An 18,638-nucleotide genomic window follows, 5' to 3' on the forward strand; every position below is an offset into this window, starting at 1 on the left:
CCGTCCCCGGAGACGGACCATGGCCGAGAAGCGCGGCGGCATGTTCGAGCGTCTACCATGTGGCCATGGACGCGCTCGCGAGCCTGCTGGACGGGCCGAGGGCCCGGGGAGCCTTCTTCATGCGTTCGATCATGACCCCGCCGTGGTCGCTCCGCGTCCAGGACCGCGCGCCGCTGACCCTGGTCGCCATGGTGCGGGGCGACGCCTGGGTGGTGCCCGGGACGGGCGCGCCGGTCCTGCTGCGTCCCGGGGACGCCGCCGTCATCCTCGGGCCCGAGCCGTACACGATGGCGGGGGACCCGGCCACGCCGCCGAGGGCCGTCATCCATCCGGGGCAGCGCTGCACCACCCCCGAGGGAGAGCCGCTGACCGGCGTCATGGACCTCGGCGTCCGCACCTGGGGGGACAGCCCCGACGGGCCGGTCATGATGCTCACCGGCACCTACCAGATGCGGGGCGAGATCAGCGGCCGGCTGCTCGCGGCCCTGCCGGGCCTGCTGGTCCTGGCGGGCGACGCCTGGGACAGCCCGCTCATCCCGCTGCTCGCCGCCGAGATCGTCAAGGACGAGCCGGGGCAGGAGGCGGTCCTGGACCGGCTGCTCGACCTGCTGCTGATCGCCGTCCTGCGCGCGTGGTTCGCCCATGCGGGCATCGGCGCCCCCGCCTGGTACCGCGCGTACGGCGACCCCGTGGTGGGCAGGGCGCTGCGGTTCATGCACAACGCGCCCGAGCATCCCTGGACGGTCGCCGAACTGGCCGCGCGGGCCGGGGTCTCGCGCGCGGCGCTGGCCCGCCGCTTCACGGGGCTCGTCGGCGAGCCGCCCATGGCGTACCTGACCGGATGGCGGCTCGACCTCGCCGCCGACCTGCTGCGCGAGACGGACGCGACCGTGGAGGCCGTGGCCCGGCGGGTCGGGTACGGCAGCTCGTTCGCGCTGAGCACCGCCTTCAAACGGGTGCGAGGGATCAGCCCCCGCGACCACCGGGCCGCCGTGGCGGTCGGCGAATAAAGGGTTGTCAAGGCTGCTGTCACGGTCCACAGGCGAATCATCCTCATAACCGAAAATACGAGCCGACCGATATTCACGGCGCTTTTCTGAAGGCGCCGGGTGTCCGGTCCGCGGACGCGGGATCGTCATCCGAATTCGGTTCGGAATTGAGGGGGACCCAGAAAGATCGCCGCGTACGGCCGTGCCCGTGCCGCGAGAACCCTCCCGGCCGGTTCCCCGCCCAGCCGCGAGAAAGGCCTTGCGGACATCCGTTTACTCGTCCTATGGTGGCCACCACCGAAAGATCCGGTAACCGGGGAACGGGCCCGAACGGGCCGAGAGATTGGCCACATGTCATCACGGGGATGACCACGCCGAATGGGGCCGAGGGCGGCCACCGGTCTGATCGGCGACCATTCAGGCGGCGTATATGAGGTGCCGGCGGACCGCGAGAGCCGGCAGTCGCGTACCGGCCCGTAAACGGCCGGAGATCCCGCGCGGATCGCATGGGCTGTCATGACCCGAGTAATCATCCGTCGCGCCTATGTGCTCATGCACGAGTGAACGCGGGTGCGCCCGGTCGCCTCGCCGGACGTCGCGACCGGGGACCACGAGCCTAGGGAACGCCATGGACACGACCGACCACCGCCGACGCCGGCTGGGCCCCGGCGACCCCGGCTACGACGCGGCCCGCGCCGTGTGGAACGGCATGTACGACCGCCGCCCCGCGTTCGTCGCCCGCTGCCACACCGCCGCCGACGTCAGCGCGGCCCTGCGGCACGCCGCCGACGAGACGCTGGAGGTGACCGTCCGGGGAGGCGGACACGGCGTCGCCGGGACGGCCGTCGCCGACGGAACCCTCATGATCGACCTGTCGCCGATGCGCGTAGTCACCGTCGACCCCGTGGCCCGGGTGGCGCACGCGGCGGGCGGATGCCTGGTGGGCGACGTCGACGCCGCGACCGTGCCGCACGGCCTGGCCTGCCCCCTCGGGACCCACTCGCGGACCGGGCTCGGCGGCCTGGCCCTCGGCGGCGGGTACGGCTGGCTGGCCCGCAGGTGGGGTCTGACCTGCGACCACATCGAGGCGGCGGAGGTCGTCCTGTCCGACGGGTCGATCGTCGAGGCCACCGAGGACCGCCACCCGGACCTGCTGTGGGCGCTGCGCGGCGGCGGCGGCAACTTCGGCGTCGTCACCCGCTTCACCCTGCGCCTGCGCCCCGCCGGCCCGGTTCACCACCAGGTCGCCGTGTACCCGCTGAAGGAGGCGGCGAGCGCCCTGGCCGCCTACCGCGCGTTCGCCCCGCGCCGGCCGCGCGACCTGCGCACCACGGGGTCGTTCCGGTACGCCGGGCGGCAGGACTGGATCCCGGCCCGGCTGCGCGGGACCCCCGCGCTGTTCCTCACCGCGGCCTGGTTCGGCGACCCGGCGGACGGCCCTGCCGCGACCACGCCGCTGTTCGCCACCGCGCCGCCCGCGGGGGCGGTCGCCCGGGTCATGTCCCACGCCGGCCTGCAGGCCCTGGGCGACCACGGCGAGCCCTCCGGGCACCGGTACTTCGTCCGGTCGTCCTACCTCGACGCCCTTCCGCCCGGCGCGGCGATCCGGTTCACCGACGCGGCTCGCGAGATGCCCTCGCCGCTCTCGTCGATCGGCTTCGAGTATCTGCGGGGCGCCGTCACCGACGTCCCCGACGAGGATTCCGCGTTCCCGCGCCGCGACGCCGCATACATGTGCACCGTCTCGGCGCAGTGGACCGCCCCGGAGGCCGACGCCGAGAACACCGCCTGGGCGCGCCGGACGGCGGACCGGCTGAGGCCGTTCGCCTCGCGCGGCGGGTACGTGAATCACCTGCAGGACGAGAACGAGGGGAGGGTCCTGGAGGTGTACGGGACCGCGCGCCACCGGCGGCTGGCGGCCGTGAAGAAGGCCTACGACCCCGGCAACGTCCTGCGCCACAACCACAACATCCCGCCCGCCGCCGACAGCTGACCGCCGGGCCCCCGCCGGCCGGGGCCGGTCAGGGCTGGTCGACCAGCAGGCTGTAGGTCCCGGTGAGGGTGTGCCGGGAGGTGGTTCCCGCGCGCACCCGGGAGGCCGCGCGCAGGAAGCCCGGCTTGCAGTTCTCGCCGGAGTAGAGGATGGCGTCGGCGTTGGTGCCGTTGGTCACCGTGACCAGGCTCATCAGCGGGAACCGGGGCAGGACGTAGCAGCCGGGCTTGGGGTGGACCAGCTTGGTGCGGGGCAGGCGCTCGGTCTCCACGAGGAGCTCGCCGGCCGTGTTGTCGTCCCCGCGTCCGGCCGCGGACCCGGTGCCGGCCACAGTGCCGGACCCGATGCCGACCGCGGACCTGGGTACGGATCCGATGCCGGGCGCGGTGCCGGGTACGACGCCGGACGCCGTGGCCGGCCACGGGGCCGCGAGGGTCAGAGGCGCGGCGGCGAGCAGGACGGTGAGGGTGGTCAGGGCACGTCGCATGGCATTCTCCTCGGCCGTTGATCTTCACCGCTCCCCATCGTAACCGAGAGTGACAGATCGATCACTGAGGCTGCTCGTTACTTCTAGCCAGGACGACGTGTGGTTTTGCCGTCCATCTGGTGCCGTCGCGGCCGTCGCTAACGGATTGGTGGAGTTCGGTACATGCGCGATCTCTGTGCGTGACGATGCGGTGCATGCGGAAATGGGCGTGGATCGCGGGTGTGGCGCTGCTCGTGGTGGCCGGGGTGTTCGCGTGGCGGGGGCTGCCCGGTGCGACGTGGGGCGACGTCGATCCCTCGGGCGTCGTGCTCGGCCTGGCCGGGCTGGCCCTCGCGGTGATCGGGACCATCGCGGCCGTCGTGGCGATCCGGCCGACGCTGCGCAGCCAGTGGATGGCCGACACGGACGTCGACGCCTGGGCCCAGCGTCTGGCCGTCATCGTCTACCAGGCCGAGACGACCCAGCTGACGCAGTTGCTCGCCGGGCAGGGCCGCCGCATCGACGTCCGCTTCGTCCTCACTCCCGCACCCGGTCACCCCGCCGACGGCGCCGCGCCGGAGGGCACCCTGAAGGCGGTGACCGCCTACTTCCGGGATCTGCGGCCCCAGCGCCTGGTCATCACCGGCGCGGGCGGCTCGGGCAAGACCGTCCTGGCCCTCGAACTGATCCTCACCCTGCTCGAACCCCGGATCCACGGCTCGGCCGGCGGCGGCCCCGTCCCGATCCGCATCCCCGCCGCGGGGTGGAACCCGGGCAAGGTGCCGGTCAAGCGCTGGCTGGTCGGCCATCTCGTCGGCACCTTCCGCCTCAGCGAGGTGACGGCGCGCGCCCTGGTCGACGCGCATCGCATCCTGCCGGTGATCGACGGCCTGGACGAGATGGACGAGTCCCCGGCCCGCGGCGTCAAGTCCGAGGCCGGTAAGGCCCTGCGTGCGCTCAACAAGTACCAGGACGGGAGCACCAAGGCCCGCCTCGTCCTGACCTGCCGCACCGCCCAGTACGAGACCCTCACCGGCGGCGGCGCCTGGGCCCACGACGCGGCCCGCGTCGAGCTGGCTCCCGTCACCCCCGCCCAGGCGAGATCGTTCATCGAGTCCGTCTCCGGAACCCATCAGATGCCGCGGTGGCGCCGGGTGCTCGACGCGCTGGACGACCCGGTTCACCCGCTGGCCGCCGCCCTGAGCACTCCCTGGCGGCTGACCCTCGCCACCACGGTGTACCAGCCGGATCCGGAAACCGGCGAACACCCGCGTGATCCCGCCTACCTGGCCTCCCTCAGCACCGACGAACAGATCAGCGAGCACCTGCTGAGCCTGTTCATCCCCTCACTCACCGCCGCCGCCACCGCCGCCGAGGCGAACCCCCACGGGTACCGGCCCGAGCAGATCCACCGCTGGCTCCATGTCCTGGCCCGCTACCTGCACGCCAACAGACGGCGGAAGGCTTTGTACGGCAAGACCCTTTCCACCACCGACCTCGTCCTGCACGAACTGTGGCCTTTGGCTCTCGACCACCCTGGCTTCGCCACCAGGATGCTGACCCGTCCGCGGATCAAGCCGTGGCCCGAGCCGGCACGCCTGAAGCCGGCCCAGTTCCTGACCCGCGAGGTGTTCACGCACCTTCCCTCCACGCTCACGCCCGCGCTGGTGTCCACGTTGCTGGTCGGATCCGAGTTCGGTCCGCTTCTGGGGCTCATGGCCGGGTTCGTGGCCGGCCCGGTCTCCGCGCTCACGGTCGGCCTGCGCGCCCCGGGGCTGCGGAGCGGAGTCGACCCTCGCGAGCCGGTACGCGACGACCGGAGGGCGGCGATCACCGTCGCCGTGGCCAACGGGAGCGCACTGGGTTCGGCCCTCGGCCTCATCTCCGGACTCGTGCTCGGCCTCGCGCCGGGAATCGCGTTCGGCCTGGTCGGCGGCCTCCTGCTCGCCGTCAGCTGCGGACTCGTCGTCGCCGCCAGAGGCACCCCCAACCTCGGCGGCGCCGCCCTCCGCTACACCCTGTTCCGCCTCTCGACCCGCGGCGCCCTTCCCCGTCGCCTCCCCGACTTCCTCCACTGGTGCTACGCCGACGCGGGCCTCATGCGCGTGGCCGGCATCGCCTACCAGTTCCGCCACCGCGAACTCCAAGACCACCTCGCCACCCACCCCGCCCCCGCCCAGGACTAGCTAGGGCTGCCATTGGCTCTGCAGCACCTGGCCAAGCCGGCCGACCAGAAGCAGGCGCTGGAGAATCCACGCTGAGGCTCGCCGTGCAAGAGCGCCGCCAAGCCGACGTCCAAAATCAGAAAGTCAGCCAAGCCAAGGGCTCATCACGTGAAGTTTGCTTCCTTTGCGGCCTTCGCCAGGCTCGCCCCGCATCAGCGGCCGGGATCTCCCGGTCCTGGCTCTATACTCAGCCCGACATCCGCGACCAGATCCAGTGCCTCCGCGGGGCTACCTGGCACGCATCCGGCCCCACGATCCCCGCAGGCCAGCGCGCCAGCGAAGGGTCCTTACGAACCCGCCTGAAGACCGCGCTCGAACGCAATCGCGCGCTTACCGACGAGAACGCCCGGCTACGCCGCCAGCTCGCCCGAGCGCTCGGCGGCCAGCGAGTGCCCGAGAAGAAAGTAGCCGGTCTGATACCTTGATCGATTGCGAGGAACCTTCTCCGGGAGTTGTTTCGGACATGTCATCGAACGCCAGCACTTCACGTCGGCGCCCTGGTGGGCGTACTGCCGACGTGCGCCAACGGGTTCTCGACGCGGCGGTTGAACTCATCGCCGAGAACGGCGTCACCCATGTCAGGTATGCCGACGTTGCCGATCTCGCCGGCGTGCACAGGTCGAGCTTATATCGCAACTGGCCGGAACAGACGTCGTTGATTCGAGAAGCGATTCTGATGACGGTCGAACAGCAGGTTCCGCTCCACGACACCGGTGACCTTAGAGCTGACTTGGTGGACTTTCTGTGCGCGCTGTCTGACGTCTTCCAGAGCACGACGGGCCGGGCTCTTGCCCGGGCCCTTTACGCCCATGCCACCGAGCCAGAATACAGTGAGATGGTCAGCAGTGTGCTCGACAGCAGGGTCACCATGATGCGCCGCCGTCTCGAATCTGCGGTGGCGAACGAGTCCTTCGTCAGCGTCGATCCATATCTGTTCACCGAGCTAGTGAGTGCGCCGGTCCAGATGTACGCCTCTCGTGGTTACCGCGCCTTCACGCGGGAGGTCGCGGAGGACATCGTCAGTATCGTCCTGGCTGGGGTGCGGAGCACGGCCGACGATCACTCGGTCTGTTGAATGGCGCGAGCCCGCAGACGGGACGTCTGAGGACGTGGTTGCGTGACTTCGGAGTCATCGACTGCTCGTGCACGCGTCCTGTCGGCAAGATCCGGGCCGCCGAGGCGTCAGCGTCGCGGGCGTGTCAGGGAGCCACTGATGAACGTGGTAGCGCCCTGAGGTTGCTGCGACGACTGCGGGTGACGCGCTGATCTCGCTCCGCCCGCAGTCGCCGACTAAGGAGCGCTGATCACCTCACCGAGAGAACGCCTGTTGCTCTCCGTGAGGCCACGACACCGATGAGTGGAGCTTGGATCTCAGGCAAGGGCCACACCCATCCTTGAAGTGGGCTCGCTCAGACCGAGCATTTCGCCAGCGATGGATGAAGCAGGGTTGCTCATCTGACGTTCCCTTCCGGCCGGGGGTGGGGCACTCTGCGTGAACGGTTCGCCGCTCATGCATCCACCCATGCGCTTTAAAACGACAAATCGTCGTGTTAAGGTCTGCTCCACCAAGTGTGTGACGCACGCAACAGGGTTTCGGCATTGTCCTGTCCAGACCGGATTTGACCCTATTCGCCCCCCAGGAGGCTGCAATGCGCGGCTTGATGCAGGACTATCCACTGACGATCGACTCGATCTTTCGCCACGTCGAGCGGCACCACGGCGACGCCCAGATCGTCACCAACGGGTCGGACGGGGTCCAACGGTCCACGTATGCACGGTGGGCTGAGCGAACCCGCAAGCTCGGCGGGGTGCTGGACGCGCTCCAGATCAGTGCGGACGGGCGCGTAGGCAGCTTCGCGTGGAACAGCCAACGGCATCTCGAGCTGTACTTCGCTGTGCCGTGCACGGGCCGCGTTCTGCACACGCTGAACATCCGCTTGTTCCCTGAGCAGTTGACGTACATCGCCAATCACGCCGAGGACGAGGTTCTCTTCGTCGACCGCACCGTGTTGCCGTTGCTGTGGCCGCTGGTCGACACCATGAATACGGTGCGTCACGTCGTGGTCATGGACGACGGGGGCGACAACGAGATTCCGGCGGACCCCCGAGTGCTGGACTACGAGGCACTGCTTGCCGCCGCGGAGCCGGTCGACTTCCACGTCACTGACGAGTACTCGGCTGCGTCTATGTGCTACACGAGCGGGACGACCGGCAACCCCAAGGGAGTCGTCTACTCACACCGCTCAACGTGGCTGCATTCGCTGGCGGCTCAGGTTCCGAATGGGTTCGGCATCGGGGTGGACGACGTGATGCTTCCCATCGTCCCGATGTTCCACGCAAATGCGTGGGGCATCGCGCAGGCAGCTCCGGCAGCGGGCGCGTCGCTCGTGTTTCCCGGTTCCATGATGAGGCCCCAGACGCTGGCCGATCTTCTTGTTGAAGAAAACGTCACCCTGACGGCAGGTGTTCCGACTATCTGGCAAGGGGTGCTGCCGCACTTGGCAGGCCGGCCGCACAAGTTGCGCAAGATCGGGTGCGGCGGCTCAGCAGTTCCCCGGGCACTTTCTGAGGCATATCGGGAGAAGGTGGGACTCCCCATCTTCCAGGCGTGGGGCATGACGGAGACCCATCCATTGGCCTCCAGTGGTGCGCTACCGGCCCGATACGCTTCGGCGCCCGACGAGGTGAAGGCGGCGCAGCGGTCCCGCGCGGGCACGCCCATCTTCGGGGTCGAGGCACGCATCGTCGATGTGGTAACGCTTGAGCCTCAACCCTGGGATGACAGGGCGACCGGCGAGTTGCAGGTGCGTGGGCCGTGGTGCGCGGCTGACTACTATCAGCCGGACACCCCGGGAGCCCTCCTGACCGACGACGGATGGATGCGCACGGGCGACGTGGCAGCGATGGACGAGCATGGCTCCATCCGAATCGCAGACCGCACCAAGGACCTCATCAAGTCGGGCGGCGAATGGATCAGTTCGGTCGATCTGGAGAACGCGATCATGGGTCATCCCAAGGTCAAGGAGGCCGCGGTCATCGCCATCCCGCACCCGAAGTGGGATGAAAGGCCCTTGGCATGTGTCGTCCTCAGGGACGGCGAGCATGCGACGGAGGACGAAATTCTCGACTACCTCGCACCTCTCGTCGCGAAGTGGTGGCTGCCCGACGCGGTGGAGTTCATCGACGAGGTGCCGAAGACCAGTGTCGGGAAGTTCTCGAAGAAGGATCTTCGGGCGCGATTCGTGGGCCTCGGGGCGAACGCGGGTGGTGGCACCACCCGTTAGGTTCCTTCGGAACGTCCTGCACACGTGAAGTGAAACGAGGACCTCCGGGGCTTCAATGGCGCCTTCACTCCGGAGGTCCTCGTCACTCACGCTGTCCACAAGTGGGCGCCATGGCCGACGGGTAGCCGCGCCTGGCGGGCGGCGGTTTCGATCGGCGGAGGGAGCCATGCTGGGAGGATGAGCGATCCGCGGGTCTTGGGAGTCGACGCGTGCAGGACGGGGTGGTTCGGCGTCGCGTTGCTGGGCGGCCGCGCGTCCGCCTTCTACGCGGCCGACATCGCCGATCTCGTCGTCGGAGTCGAGCGTGACGGCGGCCTGCTCGATGTCGTGGCCGTCGACATCCCGATCGGGCTGCCCGATGCCGGTCGCCGGCAGGCGGACGTGCTGGCGCGGGAGGTCGCCGGGCCTCGGTGGGCTTCGGTGTTCATCACGCCGGTGCGCGCGGCCCTGGAGGCCGGTGACTACCGCGGGGCCGCCGAGGTGAACCGGTGGCTGGCCGGCGAGGGCATCTCCCGGCAGGCCTTCGCCCTGCGGCCGAAACTGCTCCAGGTCGACGCGTGGGTCCGCCATGGCGGCCGGCGTGTCGTGGAAGTGCACCCGGAGGTGAGTTTCGCCACCCTGGCCGGAAGGCATCTGACCACCCGCAAGTCCTCCTGGGCGGGGGCGGAGGAACGTCGGCGCCTGCTCGCCGACGCGGGAATCGTCCTGTCCGGCGATCTGGGCGAGGCCGGTGCGAAGGCCGGAGTGGACGACGTGCTCGACGCGGCGATCGCCGCCTGGACCGCCTGCCGGGTCGCCCACGGCGAGGCCAGAACGCTCCCCGACCCGCCCCAGACCTTCAGCGACGGCATCCTCTGCGCCATCCGGGCCTGACCTCCACCCCGGGGGCGGCCACGCAGAAGCCATGCCCGAGGGTCAATCCTCGAACGCCTCCACAGGCACGCAGGGACGGCTGGACGATCGGCGCGGCGCTGACCGCGGCCGGGATCCGGTCATGGCGGACGACCCGGCACCGGGCCCGATCCGTCGAATCATCGAAGCATCGGGCCACACGCCTGGCTTAGCTCGCTTCCGATCCGAGATCGTTTCACCGCCTCGTCGGCCGACCGAGGGTTGCAACTCCAGGACGGAGCGGAGGTCTGGTTCATCGAGCGCCTGTTCGCCATCGACGACGTGCCAGATGCTATCGGTGCCCGGCCGGCTTCTGCCCCACCCGTGCGTCCGCTCTACATGCCTTCCCGCGTCAACCTCACAGCCTCTTGTATCAGTAAAATCTTTGACCTACCCTACTAGGGCAAAGTTGCTGACGCCGATCAGTCATCGACAGCAGCCGAAAGGTGGAGGCTCGCGTCTACCGGGTGCTGAGCGTGGACGAGAACGGTTGTTGACTCGAGCAGGACGGCCCGGTGAGCGACTCACGAGGGAGAAGATGATGGATCTGCCAGAGAGCGGACCGAACACCGAGGACGAGCCGAGCTCGCACAAGAGCTCGATGCCCGAGCACCTGCAGGCCGCGCTGTCAACCGACTGGGATCCTGCTCCGCCGATGCCGCACCCAGCTCGGCCGGACTTCGCCCCGCACGCCGCTCGGCGCCGCGCGGCGGTATCTGAACAGTTCCCCGGCACTCTGGTCGTGGTTCCAGCCGGCTCGAGCAAAGCCCGGGCGAACGACACCGACTACCCGTTCCGCGCCGCGAGCTCATTCACTTGGCTGACCGGCGAGACCATCGCCGACGCGGTACTGGTCATGACGCCGTCCGGCGACGGCCACCACAGCACGCTGTATGTCGCCGAGCACGCCAAGCCCGGCGAACTCGAGTACTTCATGGACTACAAGCACAGCCCCGTGTGGGTGGGCAACGTGCCCAGCGGCGCCAACACCTCCGCCGTGCTGGGCATCGAGGTGCGCCCGCTGCCCGCTCTTGCCGACGACCTGGCCGCCTACCGTGACGACCAGTGTGCCCTGCTGCGCGGGTTCGACAACCGTGTCGACAAACTGCTCGCGAAGGGCAGCGGCGAGATGCTCGGCCGCGCGCTGGACGAGCTGCGACTGGTGAAGGACGAATGGGAGGTTGCGCGGCTGCGGCACGCGTGCGAGGCGACCGCGCGCGGCTTCGCCGATGTCGTCCGCGAGTTGCCCGCCGTTGTCGGCCGTGACGACCTGCGCGGCGAACGGTGGCTCGAAGGCACGTTCTGGCGGCGAGCGCGGCTTGAGGGCAACGAGGTCGGCTACACCTCGGTCGTGGCCTCGGGCCCGCATGCGACAACGCCGCATTGGTGGCGCAACCACGGTGTCGTGCACCGCGGTGCGCTGCTGCTGACCGACATGGGCGTCGAGACCGACGAGCTCTACACCGCCGACGTCACGCGAACCCTGCCGGTCGACGGTGCGTGGACGCCTGCGCAGCTCAAGGTCTACCGGGCCGTCCAGGAGGCGCAGGCCGCCGGCATCGCCGAAGTGAAGGCGGGCAACGCCTTCGTGGCCGCGCACAAGGCGGCGATGTACGTGATCGCCGACCATCTGCACTCGTGGGGCATCCTGCCCGTGACGGCCGACGTCGCGTGCGCCGACGACGAAGAACAGCCCGGCGCCGGTCTACACCGCCGCTTCACGCTGCACGGCACCTCGCACATGCTCGGCATCGACGTGCACGACTGCGCGCTCGCGCGCATGGAGCAGTACCGCACCGGCACGCTCACCGTGGGCCATGTGCTGACCGTCGAGCCGGGCCTGTACTTCCAGACCAACGATCGCGCGGTGCCGCAGGAGTTCCGCGGTATCGGCGTGCGCATCGAGGACGACGTACTGGTAACCGACGGCGAACCGGTGAACCTGTCGGCGATGCTGCCCCGCGACCCCGACGACGTCATCGCCTGGATGCGCGACGCGCAGCACACGCCCGCGATCCCCTGAATTGAGGGGCCCGCTGACTTCCCAGCCACGACGAAGCCGCGGGCTCTTTCGTGGTCGGTGGGAAGCGGTTACGGCAGCAGCCCTTCGTGGCAGGTCTGGGGTCAACAGCGGGCTGCTGCGACCCGGGGCTCCAAAAACGGACTCCGGGTCGCAGCCTCCACCTCGGCTTTCGCGACCAGGTCGAACTCGCTGCGGCCGTGCAGGACGATCTTTCCATGAGGGGCAGAGCCAGACGGGTCCATCCCTCCTCGGCCCCTCAGCGGCAGCAGACCTCGCAGGAGGCGGGCGTGAGGCGTTACCAGGACCCTCGCGATCGCTGGCACCCGCACCGTCCCACTGTTCGCCCCGGGCTCTGCCCGCCCGGCGGACAACCACAGCGTGATCACCGAGTTCCTCGTCGACGACGTGGACCGCATTCACCAGAACCTGACCGGCTTCGTCACCGAGCCCGCCACGATGCCCTGGGGTAACCGGTCCGCTCTACTTTCAGTGACTACTTACACACTTTAACTGCATGGATGGAACTTTCGGCAGGCGCAGGGTCGCCCATCAGGTTCCCGGTACGTGATCCAGGTCCGGGTCGGTCGCCGTGACCCAGGTGGGTTCGTACACGAACAGGCTCAGCTGGTCGTCCGGGAGGTCGACCGCGACGACGTAGCGGAAGCCGGCCGCCTCCGCGGCCTCGGCAGCGATTCGGTCGCCCTCCGCGAGGGCGTTGACCACCCGGCGGCAGCGCGGGTCCGCCAATCGAACGGCGCGTACCAAGGCTCTGAGGAGATCGGGCGTGGCGTCTGCCGGTGCATCGTCGCCGACCCAGATCTCCACGTCATGCGCACCGACCGGGTAGGTCTCGCGCAGTCGGCCGGCCGCGCAGCGCTCCACGCGGACGGTGGCTTCGGCGTCTCCCCGCCGCAGGCGCAGGCCGCCCGCGAAGCGGGTCCACGACTCCTCGGTCGTCCGCCATCCTCCCTCGACGCGGAGGGCGGGCAGGGAAGGGGTCACCGGCATGTCAGTTCTCCTGGTCGATGTGTCGGATGACGGTCTTGTCCGACCCGGTCCCCATCGCCGGTACCGCCGTCCGCCAGGGCGGCGGCCAACCGGGCTGCCTTGTCGTTCAGTTGGGCGTAGGTGAGGTCGCCGCCCGGGTACCGGACGACGGTGCTGTGCCCGTGGTACCGGGCGTTACGGGCCACTGCCGCGGCCGGGTTGAGATCGACCCGCGGCCCTGAGCCGAGCGGCTGCGGGGCCGGAGCGGAGTGCGTGATCACGAGCGGCTCCTCATAGAGCGTCACGGGGGGCGGGCGTCACGAGACCGGGCCCGACGACGCCGACCCCCGCAATACCTGGCTTCAGAGATGGTCGCCGCCCGCGGCCGTCGCGAAGCCGCGGACGCCGATACCGCCGTCGACGTTGATCGCGTGTCCGGTGATCGGACCGCTCTGCGCACCGGATGCGAGCAGCACATACGGCCCGGTGAAGTCACGCGGATCGGTGCTGGAGTCGTGCAGCGGGATGGGCGGCGGCGGAGTGTCCGGGCCCTTCTTCGCGAACGACGCCGAGATCGACCGGTCGGACATCGCCAGGGCCTCGGGGCCGCGCAGGTCGGTATTCATGCCGCCGCAGGCGACGCCGTTGACGCGAACCTTGGGGGCGAGTTCGTAGGCGAGTTCGCGCATCAGGCCAAGGCAGGCGTGCTTGCTGGCGGTGTAGAGGGGGCCGCCGCCGTTGACGTAGAAGGACGCGTTGGACAGGGTCATGATGATGCTGCCGCGGGTCTTGACCAGTTCGCGCCAGGCCGCTTCGGCGGCGAGCAGGTAACCCTTGACGTTGACGGAGAAGATCTCGTCGAACGTGGTGTCCAGTTCCCTGGGGCTGAGGCGGGTGAGCTGGCGCTGGTAGTCCCACATCCCGGCGTTGGTGACGAGGGTGTCGAGCTTGCCGAAGCGTTCGACGGTCTCGGCGACCGCGGTGTGCAGCGCGGCGGAGTCCCGTACGTCCGCTGCGACGGCGTGGATCCGCGACGGATCATCCGCGGCGGCGACCACCTCTTCGAGACGCTTTTTGTCCCGGCCGAGGATGGTGACCGAGGCGCCCTCTGCGAGGAAGCGCTCGGCGACGGCGCGGCCGATGCCGGACCCGCCCCCGGTGATCAGGGCCGCGTAACCTTCCAGCCAGCCGCCGCTCATGCCTGGCCTCCGAGGAAGTCGGTGACCAGCGTGTCGAACTCGCGCTGCCGTTCCAGCTGCACCCAGTGACCGCAGCGGCCGAACACATGGAGCTGTACGTCGCGGATCTGCTTGAGCATCAGCTGGGCACCGTCGAGGGTGATCGTGCGGTCGTCGCGGCCCCACAGCAGCAGAGTGGGCGCCTTGATCTTGTGCAGGTCGCGCCAGAGGGGATCCATGCCCCCGCGCTTGCCGAAGGCCGCGTTGTAGAGGTGGTAGAAGGCGATGTGGCTGTCGTCGAGCGAGGCCTCGTAGCGGGCCCGGACGACGTCCTCACCAAACTGCCGGTGGTCGAAGACCATGGTGCGGATGAACGCGGCCATCTTCTTCTCGCTGGGGCCGCCCCCGTTGTAGTAGCGGAACATCTCCTTCTGGCCCTCGGTCGGAGTGGGACCGAAGGGCAGCCAGCCGCCGCCCGGGGCCATCAGCACCAACTTGGTGACGCGCTCGGGGCGTTGCTGGGCCATGGCGATGGCGGCGGCTCCGCCGAGGCTGTTGCCGAGCAGGTGGAAGGTGCCGATGCCGAGGCCGTCGAGCGCCTGGTAGAGGGCGTCCACCGTGATCTCGGTGATGGATCGCTCGTCCAGGTCCTGTTCGGTGGGGCGGTAGCTGTCGGCGAAGCCGGGCTGGTCCGGGAGGATCACCCGGAAGTGCCGGGCGAGTGCGGGCAGGTTCTGGCGGTAGTTGCTGACGCCCGAGGCGCCGGGGCCGCCGCCGTGCAGCATGACCAGCACGGGCCCTTCGCCGGTCTCCGCCACGGAGATCTCGCCCAGAGAGGTGGCGACGCGGTGCTGTTTGAGGTCGAGGTCGGTCATGGGGTGTCCCAATCCGGTGCAGAGCCGTGGGGCTCAGAAGAAGGTGGAGATGTTCTTGGCCAGCAGGATGTTCTGGTCGAGGAGGATGGTCCGCCGGGCAACCTGGAGACGGCCGTCACCGGCACGTCGCAGGATGTCGGTGCGGCTGCCGGCGTAGACGTTCTCTTCGCGCTCCAGCCGGTTGCGGTAGACCAGGAAGGTGGAACGGACCGACAGGTCATCCTCGCCGAACCCGTCGTGCTCGGCCGGGTCAACGTGCCTGACCATGACGTTGGTGACTAGGTGCCGGGTGCGTGAGGGCGGGTCCTCGGCCCAGGCCATGCCCGAGTCGAACCGGCGGATGCGCCAGGCCAGGCTCTCCTTGGTCTCGTCGTAGAACGCGGCCTCGCCCCGTGCGGCCACCGACAGCGCCTGCTGGCGGCGGAGTCGGTTGGTGCGGGTGGGCATCCAGTAGTCGAGGTCGTCGGCGAGCAGGTCAAGCCAGTCGGTGTAGCGGCCGTCGTCGAGGAGGGCGGCTTCCTCGTAGTAGAACTGCTCGACGTCGAAGTGCGTGTCACGGTCGGCACGCGCCCCCGCACGTGACGGGGTCTGCTGGGCGGCTGTGCTCACGGTGTCGTTCGCTCCCTTCTCCGGGCCGGTGGGTACGGGGTGTGGGCAAGTGCTGGCGAGTGCTGGCGAGTTCGAAGGCGTGTGCCGTCGGGCGGAGCGTCAGCCGCGCAGGAGCGCGCGCAGGTTCACGGCCGGGTCCGCGAGTCTGTCGGCTCCGACCGGGACACGACGGTCGATCATGCGGCGGGCGGCTCGTACGGCATTGGAGTCGTCTGCGGAGGCCGCCGCGACGACATGTCCGTCACGCAGACCGAAGACGGCGAAGGAGGCGTCGTCGAAGGAGCCGCGGACGACCGTCTGCGCGGCCGTCTCCATGTGGCCGACGGCCTCGATGTGGCGTCCGTGCCGGTCCGTCCAGAACCAGGGAGCCGTCGGCTGCGGCGGCTCGGTGCCCAGGATCGCGGCTGCCGCGCGGGCGCCGTCCTGCTGGGCCGCTTCCCAGTGCTCGGTCCGGGGCAGCAGCTCCCCGCCCAGGCGCACCCGGGCCGGGTCGCCGACGGCGAGCACCGCCGGGTTGGAGGTGACATGCCGCTCATCGACCACGATGCCTCGGTCGACCTCCAGGCCGGCCGCCTGCGCGAGTTCGGTGTGCGGCACCATCCCGACGCCGAGCACCACCGTGTCGAAGACCTGCGGGGTGTCGGCTCCGGCGAACCACGCCTCGATGCCCGCGCCCCGGTCCACGAAACGCTCCACCGTGGCCTGTTCGGTCATGACCCGGTGCCGGTCGTGGAGCGCGTGCAGCCATCCGGCCAGGTCCGGTCCGAGCACGGCCCGCAGCGGCACGGCGACCGGGTCGACGAGCAGCACCTCGCAGCCCAGGCGGACGGCGGTGGACGCGGTCTCCGAACCGATCAGGCCGGCTCCGACGACCAGGAGACGTGCCCCGGTGGTGAGCCACGGGCGAAGCCGGTCGGCGTCGTCCACCGTGCGCAGCACATGGACACGGCCGCTGTCGGCGCCGGGGATCGGCGGGCGGGCCGCGCCGCCGCCGGTCGCGAGCACGACGCGGTCGGCGGGAAGCACGCGTCCGTCCGACAGTTCGACCGCGCCCTCGCCGGGCCGGAGGGCCGTCACCGTGGTCCGGTTGACGAGGCGGATCCGCCGGTCGTCGTACCACTGGGGTGGCTGGAGGGCGATCTGCCTGAGGTCGGTGGCGCCGGCCAGGTAGTCCTTGGACAGCGGCGGACGGTCGTACGGGAACTCGCCCGCGTCGACCAGGCTGAGCTCCCCGTCGAAGCCGCTGGCGCGCAGCGCCCCGGCGGTGCTGACGCCCGCCACGCCCCCGCCGACGATCACGACATGGTTGTTCACGACACCGTCGTTCACGGCGTCTCACCCGGGAAGAGGTAGACCTCGCCGTCGCGCACCTCGACGCGGTGCGGGCAGGCGTTCCTGGTGGCGGGCAGGCCCTGGACCTCGCCGTTCTTCAGGCAGAACTTGCTGGAGTGCAGCGGGCACTCGACGAATCCGTCCTCGACCCAGCCCTCGGCAAGCGAGGCGGTCTCGTGGGTGCAGGTGTCGTCTAGCGCGTACACGGCGCCGTCGGTGTCCCGCAACAGGGCGATGTTGTCGGCGGTGCCGGTGACCGCCTTGTCGACGGCGATGCCCTCACCCTCGGGGATGTCGTCCAGGGCCGCGACGCGGATGCCGCTGCTCATGCCTTGCTCTCCTCGCTCGCCTCGTGCCAGGCGGGGGTGTTCATCAGTTCGCGCCAGCGCCCGTAGAAGGCCCGGCCCGCGGCGTCGCTGTACAGCTCGCTGGTGGTGCCGGGGTGGCGGCCGTCCTCGCGTTCACCGCCCAGGCCCATCTGGTAGTTGAGGGCGACACCGTTGGTGATGAAGCCGTGAGCGACGGCCTGCACCTCGCTCCAGTTCTCGCCGTCGTCCTGCTCGAAGATTCCGCTGGGACCGAAGGTGCGCAGGTTGTACAGGCGCTGCGCCTCCCGCACCTCCTCGGGCATCGACTTGTCGACGATGGTCCAGGCCCAGACCTCCATACGGTCCGGTCCCTTGGGGTGCCAGACGCGGATGGAGCCGTTGACCGGGAGGTAGGAGAAGTTGGGGAAGACGGTGGCGTGGCCGTTGGTCAGCGGGCCCTCGACGCGGGCGTCGCCGAGGCGTTCGCGCAGCGCGTCGTAGTTCGTCCACGCGTGCACGGTCTGCGCGTCGAACCGGTTCCTGGGGTGGACCGGGAAGCCCGCGCCGTGTCCGTTCTCACCGGCGTACTGGCGGCCGGTGCGGTGCACGATCTCGTCCTTGGGCTTCTTGCCGCTCGGGGAGAGCAGCATCAGCGCCGAGGCGTGACTCATGTTGACGTGGTACCAGTCGGTGGCGAACTGCTCGGCCGCCAGCTTCCAGTTGCCCTCGAGGACCCACTTGTGGACGCCGCCGACGACGACCGTGCCCTCCTCGTCGTGGTCGAGCATGGCGTCCATGTACCAGGCCATGTCGCCGAGGGACTCACGCAGCGGGACCGGGTCCGGGTTCCAGGTGCCGAAGACCAGGCCGCGGTAGATCTCCACGTGCGGCACTTCCACCAGGCCCCACTGCCCCGACTCGAAGGACTCGGGATAGCCGTCCTTGTTGGGCACGCTGACCAGCGAGCCGTCCAGGTTGTAGGACCAGCCGTGGTAGGTGCAGGTGAAGTTGCGTGTGGTGCCGAAGTCGGCACGGCAGACGCGGGCTCCGCGGTGGCGGCAGGAGTTGAGGTAGGCGCGGATCCGACGCTCGCGGTCCAGGGTCACGATGACCGGGTCCTCGCCCATGTACGTCGTGAAGAAGTCGCCCGGCTTGTGGAACTGGTCGGTGTGCGCGAGGAACAGCCAGCTCGGAGCGAAGACCCGGCGCAGCTCCTGCCGGTACAGCTCCTGGTCGGTGAAGACGACGCGATCCAGCAGCCCACTTGCGGTGTCGACGAGCCCGGAGACGTCGATGTTCCGCGCCAGGTCTGCCGGGCGCCGCAAGGCACCGCGCGGGGTCGGCGTGGCCGCACCCTGGGGTTCGATCGTCGAGGTCATGGGTACAGGCAACCGCAGCCCCGAGCGGAGGTGCCACGCATCGTTCCGTAGAACGGCACGCGCGCTGTCGGCGGCGGTCGGCGGCGGGAGAGCGTGGTC

The 18,638-nt window shown here is 69.7% G+C and carries 17 protein-coding genes; 8 read left to right on the plus strand and 9 right to left on the minus strand.

The annotated features are described in order from the left end of the window. Positions 1-65 precede the first annotated feature (65 nt). Both AB0H21_RS12395 and AB0H21_RS12400 read left to right on the plus strand, forming a co-directional pair. Positions 66-1,010: an AraC family transcriptional regulator gene (locus tag AB0H21_RS12395; protein WP_358515141.1), complete on the plus strand. Its 945-nt coding sequence runs from the start codon at positions 66-68 to the stop codon at positions 1,008-1,010. Between the two features lie 607 nt (positions 1,011-1,617). Continuing rightward, positions 1,618-2,982, plus strand: coding sequence for an FAD-binding oxidoreductase (locus AB0H21_RS12400; RefSeq protein ID WP_358515144.1), 1,365 nt, complete (start codon positions 1,618-1,620; stop codon positions 2,980-2,982). Between the two features lie 28 nt (positions 2,983-3,010). Here AB0H21_RS12400 and AB0H21_RS12405 read toward each other — a convergent pair whose 3' ends face one another. Then, complete coding sequence (locus AB0H21_RS12405; RefSeq protein WP_358515147.1) at positions 3,011-3,469, minus strand: hypothetical protein; 459 nt, start codon at positions 3,467-3,469, stop codon at positions 3,011-3,013. A 194-nt stretch (positions 3,470-3,663) separates the two neighbouring features. Here AB0H21_RS12405 and AB0H21_RS12410 point away from each other — a divergent pair, with 194 nt between their 5' ends. From AB0H21_RS12410 to AB0H21_RS12435, 6 genes are all read left to right on the plus strand, one after another. Then, positions 3,664-5,634, plus strand: coding sequence for an NACHT domain-containing protein (locus AB0H21_RS12410; RefSeq protein WP_358515150.1), 1,971 nt, complete (start codon positions 3,664-3,666; stop codon positions 5,632-5,634). Between the two features lie 556 nt (positions 5,635-6,190). Then, positions 6,191-6,748, plus strand: a complete 558-nt coding sequence (locus AB0H21_RS12415) for a TetR/AcrR family transcriptional regulator C-terminal ligand-binding domain-containing protein (protein WP_358515153.1) — start codon at positions 6,191-6,193, stop codon at positions 6,746-6,748. A 574-nt stretch (positions 6,749-7,322) separates the two neighbouring features. Beyond that, positions 7,323-8,957 carry a long-chain fatty acid--CoA ligase gene (locus AB0H21_RS12420; protein ID WP_358515156.1) on the plus strand — a complete coding sequence of 545 codons (1,635 nt, stop codon included), beginning with the start codon at positions 7,323-7,325 and terminating at the stop codon, positions 8,955-8,957. Between the two features lie 177 nt (positions 8,958-9,134). Beyond that, a complete protein-coding gene (locus AB0H21_RS12425; RefSeq protein WP_358515159.1) occupies positions 9,135-9,830 on the plus strand; it encodes a DUF429 domain-containing protein in 696 nt (231 codons plus the stop codon). Between the two features lie 559 nt (positions 9,831-10,389). Next, a complete protein-coding gene (locus tag AB0H21_RS12430; protein ID WP_358515161.1) occupies positions 10,390-11,871 on the plus strand; it encodes an aminopeptidase P family protein in 1,482 nt (493 codons plus the stop codon). A gap of 378 nt (positions 11,872-12,249) precedes the next feature. Then, positions 12,250-12,381, plus strand: a complete 132-nt coding sequence (locus AB0H21_RS12435) for a hypothetical protein (protein ID WP_358515164.1) — start codon at positions 12,250-12,252, stop codon at positions 12,379-12,381. 39 nt (positions 12,382-12,420) lie between these two features. On the opposite strand, the gene AB0H21_RS12440 is transcribed toward AB0H21_RS12435, so the two are convergent. The 8 genes from AB0H21_RS12440 to AB0H21_RS12475 form a co-directional block, all read right to left on the minus strand. Then, positions 12,421-12,879, minus strand: coding sequence for a hypothetical protein (locus tag AB0H21_RS12440; protein ID WP_358515167.1), 459 nt, complete (start codon positions 12,877-12,879; stop codon positions 12,421-12,423). Then, positions 12,870-13,139, minus strand: a complete 270-nt coding sequence (locus AB0H21_RS12445) for an AMP-binding protein (protein ID WP_358515169.1) — start codon at positions 13,137-13,139, stop codon at positions 12,870-12,872. Before AB0H21_RS12445 ends, AB0H21_RS12440 begins: the two co-directional genes overlap by 10 nt. 81 nt (positions 13,140-13,220) lie before the next feature. Beyond that, positions 13,221-14,057 (minus strand): SDR family NAD(P)-dependent oxidoreductase, encoded by an 837-nt coding sequence (locus AB0H21_RS12450; protein WP_358515172.1) that lies wholly within the window; start codon positions 14,055-14,057, stop codon positions 13,221-13,223. Then, on the minus strand, positions 14,054-14,911 hold the full coding sequence (locus AB0H21_RS12455; RefSeq protein WP_358515175.1) for an alpha/beta fold hydrolase: 858 nt from the start codon (positions 14,909-14,911) through the stop codon (positions 14,054-14,056). The genes AB0H21_RS12450 and AB0H21_RS12455 overlap by 4 nt, the downstream gene beginning before the upstream one ends. Positions 14,912-14,944: 33 nt before the next feature. Continuing rightward, positions 14,945-15,520 carry a 3-phenylpropionate/cinnamic acid dioxygenase subunit beta gene (locus AB0H21_RS12460; RefSeq protein WP_358515178.1) on the minus strand — a complete coding sequence of 192 codons (576 nt, stop codon included), beginning with the start codon at positions 15,518-15,520 and terminating at the stop codon, positions 14,945-14,947. Positions 15,521-15,619: 99 nt separating this feature from the next. After that, positions 15,620-16,849, minus strand: coding sequence for an FAD-dependent oxidoreductase (locus AB0H21_RS12465; protein ID WP_358515181.1), 1,230 nt, complete (start codon positions 16,847-16,849; stop codon positions 15,620-15,622). Then, positions 16,846-17,181 (minus strand): non-heme iron oxygenase ferredoxin subunit, encoded by a 336-nt coding sequence (locus AB0H21_RS12470; RefSeq protein ID WP_358515184.1) that lies wholly within the window; start codon positions 17,179-17,181, stop codon positions 16,846-16,848. The genes AB0H21_RS12465 and AB0H21_RS12470 overlap by 4 nt, the downstream gene beginning before the upstream one ends. Beyond that, a complete protein-coding gene (locus AB0H21_RS12475; protein WP_358515187.1) occupies positions 17,178-18,539 on the minus strand; it encodes an SRPBCC family protein in 1,362 nt (453 codons plus the stop codon). Before AB0H21_RS12475 ends, AB0H21_RS12470 begins: the two co-directional genes overlap by 4 nt. Between the last annotated feature and the right edge of the window lie 99 nt (positions 18,540-18,638).

The sequence above is a fragment of the Sphaerisporangium sp. NPDC051011 genome, from assembly GCF_040653595.1.
GTDB lineage: Bacteria > Actinomycetota > Actinomycetes > Streptosporangiales > Streptosporangiaceae > Sphaerisporangium.

What these genes read in the sequence shown, in the direction of transcription:
- AB0H21_RS12395 (WP_358515141.1), top strand. Translation starts at nt 66, where the DNA reads ATGGACGCGCTCGCGAGCCTGCTGGACGGGCCGAGGGCCCGGGGAGCC.
- AB0H21_RS12455 (WP_358515175.1), bottom strand. Translation starts at nt 14,911, where the DNA reads ATGACCGACCTCGACCTCAAACAGCACCGCGTCGCCACCTCTCTGGGC.
- AB0H21_RS12425 (WP_358515159.1), top strand. Translation starts at nt 9,135, where the DNA reads ATGAGCGATCCGCGGGTCTTGGGAGTCGACGCGTGCAGGACGGGGTGG.
- AB0H21_RS12475 (WP_358515187.1), bottom strand. Translation starts at nt 18,539, where the DNA reads ATGACCTCGACGATCGAACCCCAGGGTGCGGCCACGCCGACCCCGCGC.
- AB0H21_RS12405 (WP_358515147.1), bottom strand. Translation starts at nt 3,469, where the DNA reads ATGCGACGTGCCCTGACCACCCTCACCGTCCTGCTCGCCGCCGCGCCT.
- AB0H21_RS12410 (WP_358515150.1), top strand. Translation starts at nt 3,664, where the DNA reads ATGCGGAAATGGGCGTGGATCGCGGGTGTGGCGCTGCTCGTGGTGGCC.
- AB0H21_RS12420 (WP_358515156.1), top strand. Translation starts at nt 7,323, where the DNA reads ATGCGCGGCTTGATGCAGGACTATCCACTGACGATCGACTCGATCTTT.
- AB0H21_RS12440 (WP_358515167.1), bottom strand. Translation starts at nt 12,879, where the DNA reads ATGCCGGTGACCCCTTCCCTGCCCGCCCTCCGCGTCGAGGGAGGATGG.
- AB0H21_RS12450 (WP_358515172.1), bottom strand. Translation starts at nt 14,057, where the DNA reads ATGAGCGGCGGCTGGCTGGAAGGTTACGCGGCCCTGATCACCGGGGGC.
- AB0H21_RS12400 (WP_358515144.1), top strand. Translation starts at nt 1,618, where the DNA reads ATGGACACGACCGACCACCGCCGACGCCGGCTGGGCCCCGGCGACCCC.
- AB0H21_RS12470 (WP_358515184.1), bottom strand. Translation starts at nt 17,181, where the DNA reads ATGAGCAGCGGCATCCGCGTCGCGGCCCTGGACGACATCCCCGAGGGT.
- AB0H21_RS12430 (WP_358515161.1), top strand. Translation starts at nt 10,390, where the DNA reads ATGGATCTGCCAGAGAGCGGACCGAACACCGAGGACGAGCCGAGCTCG.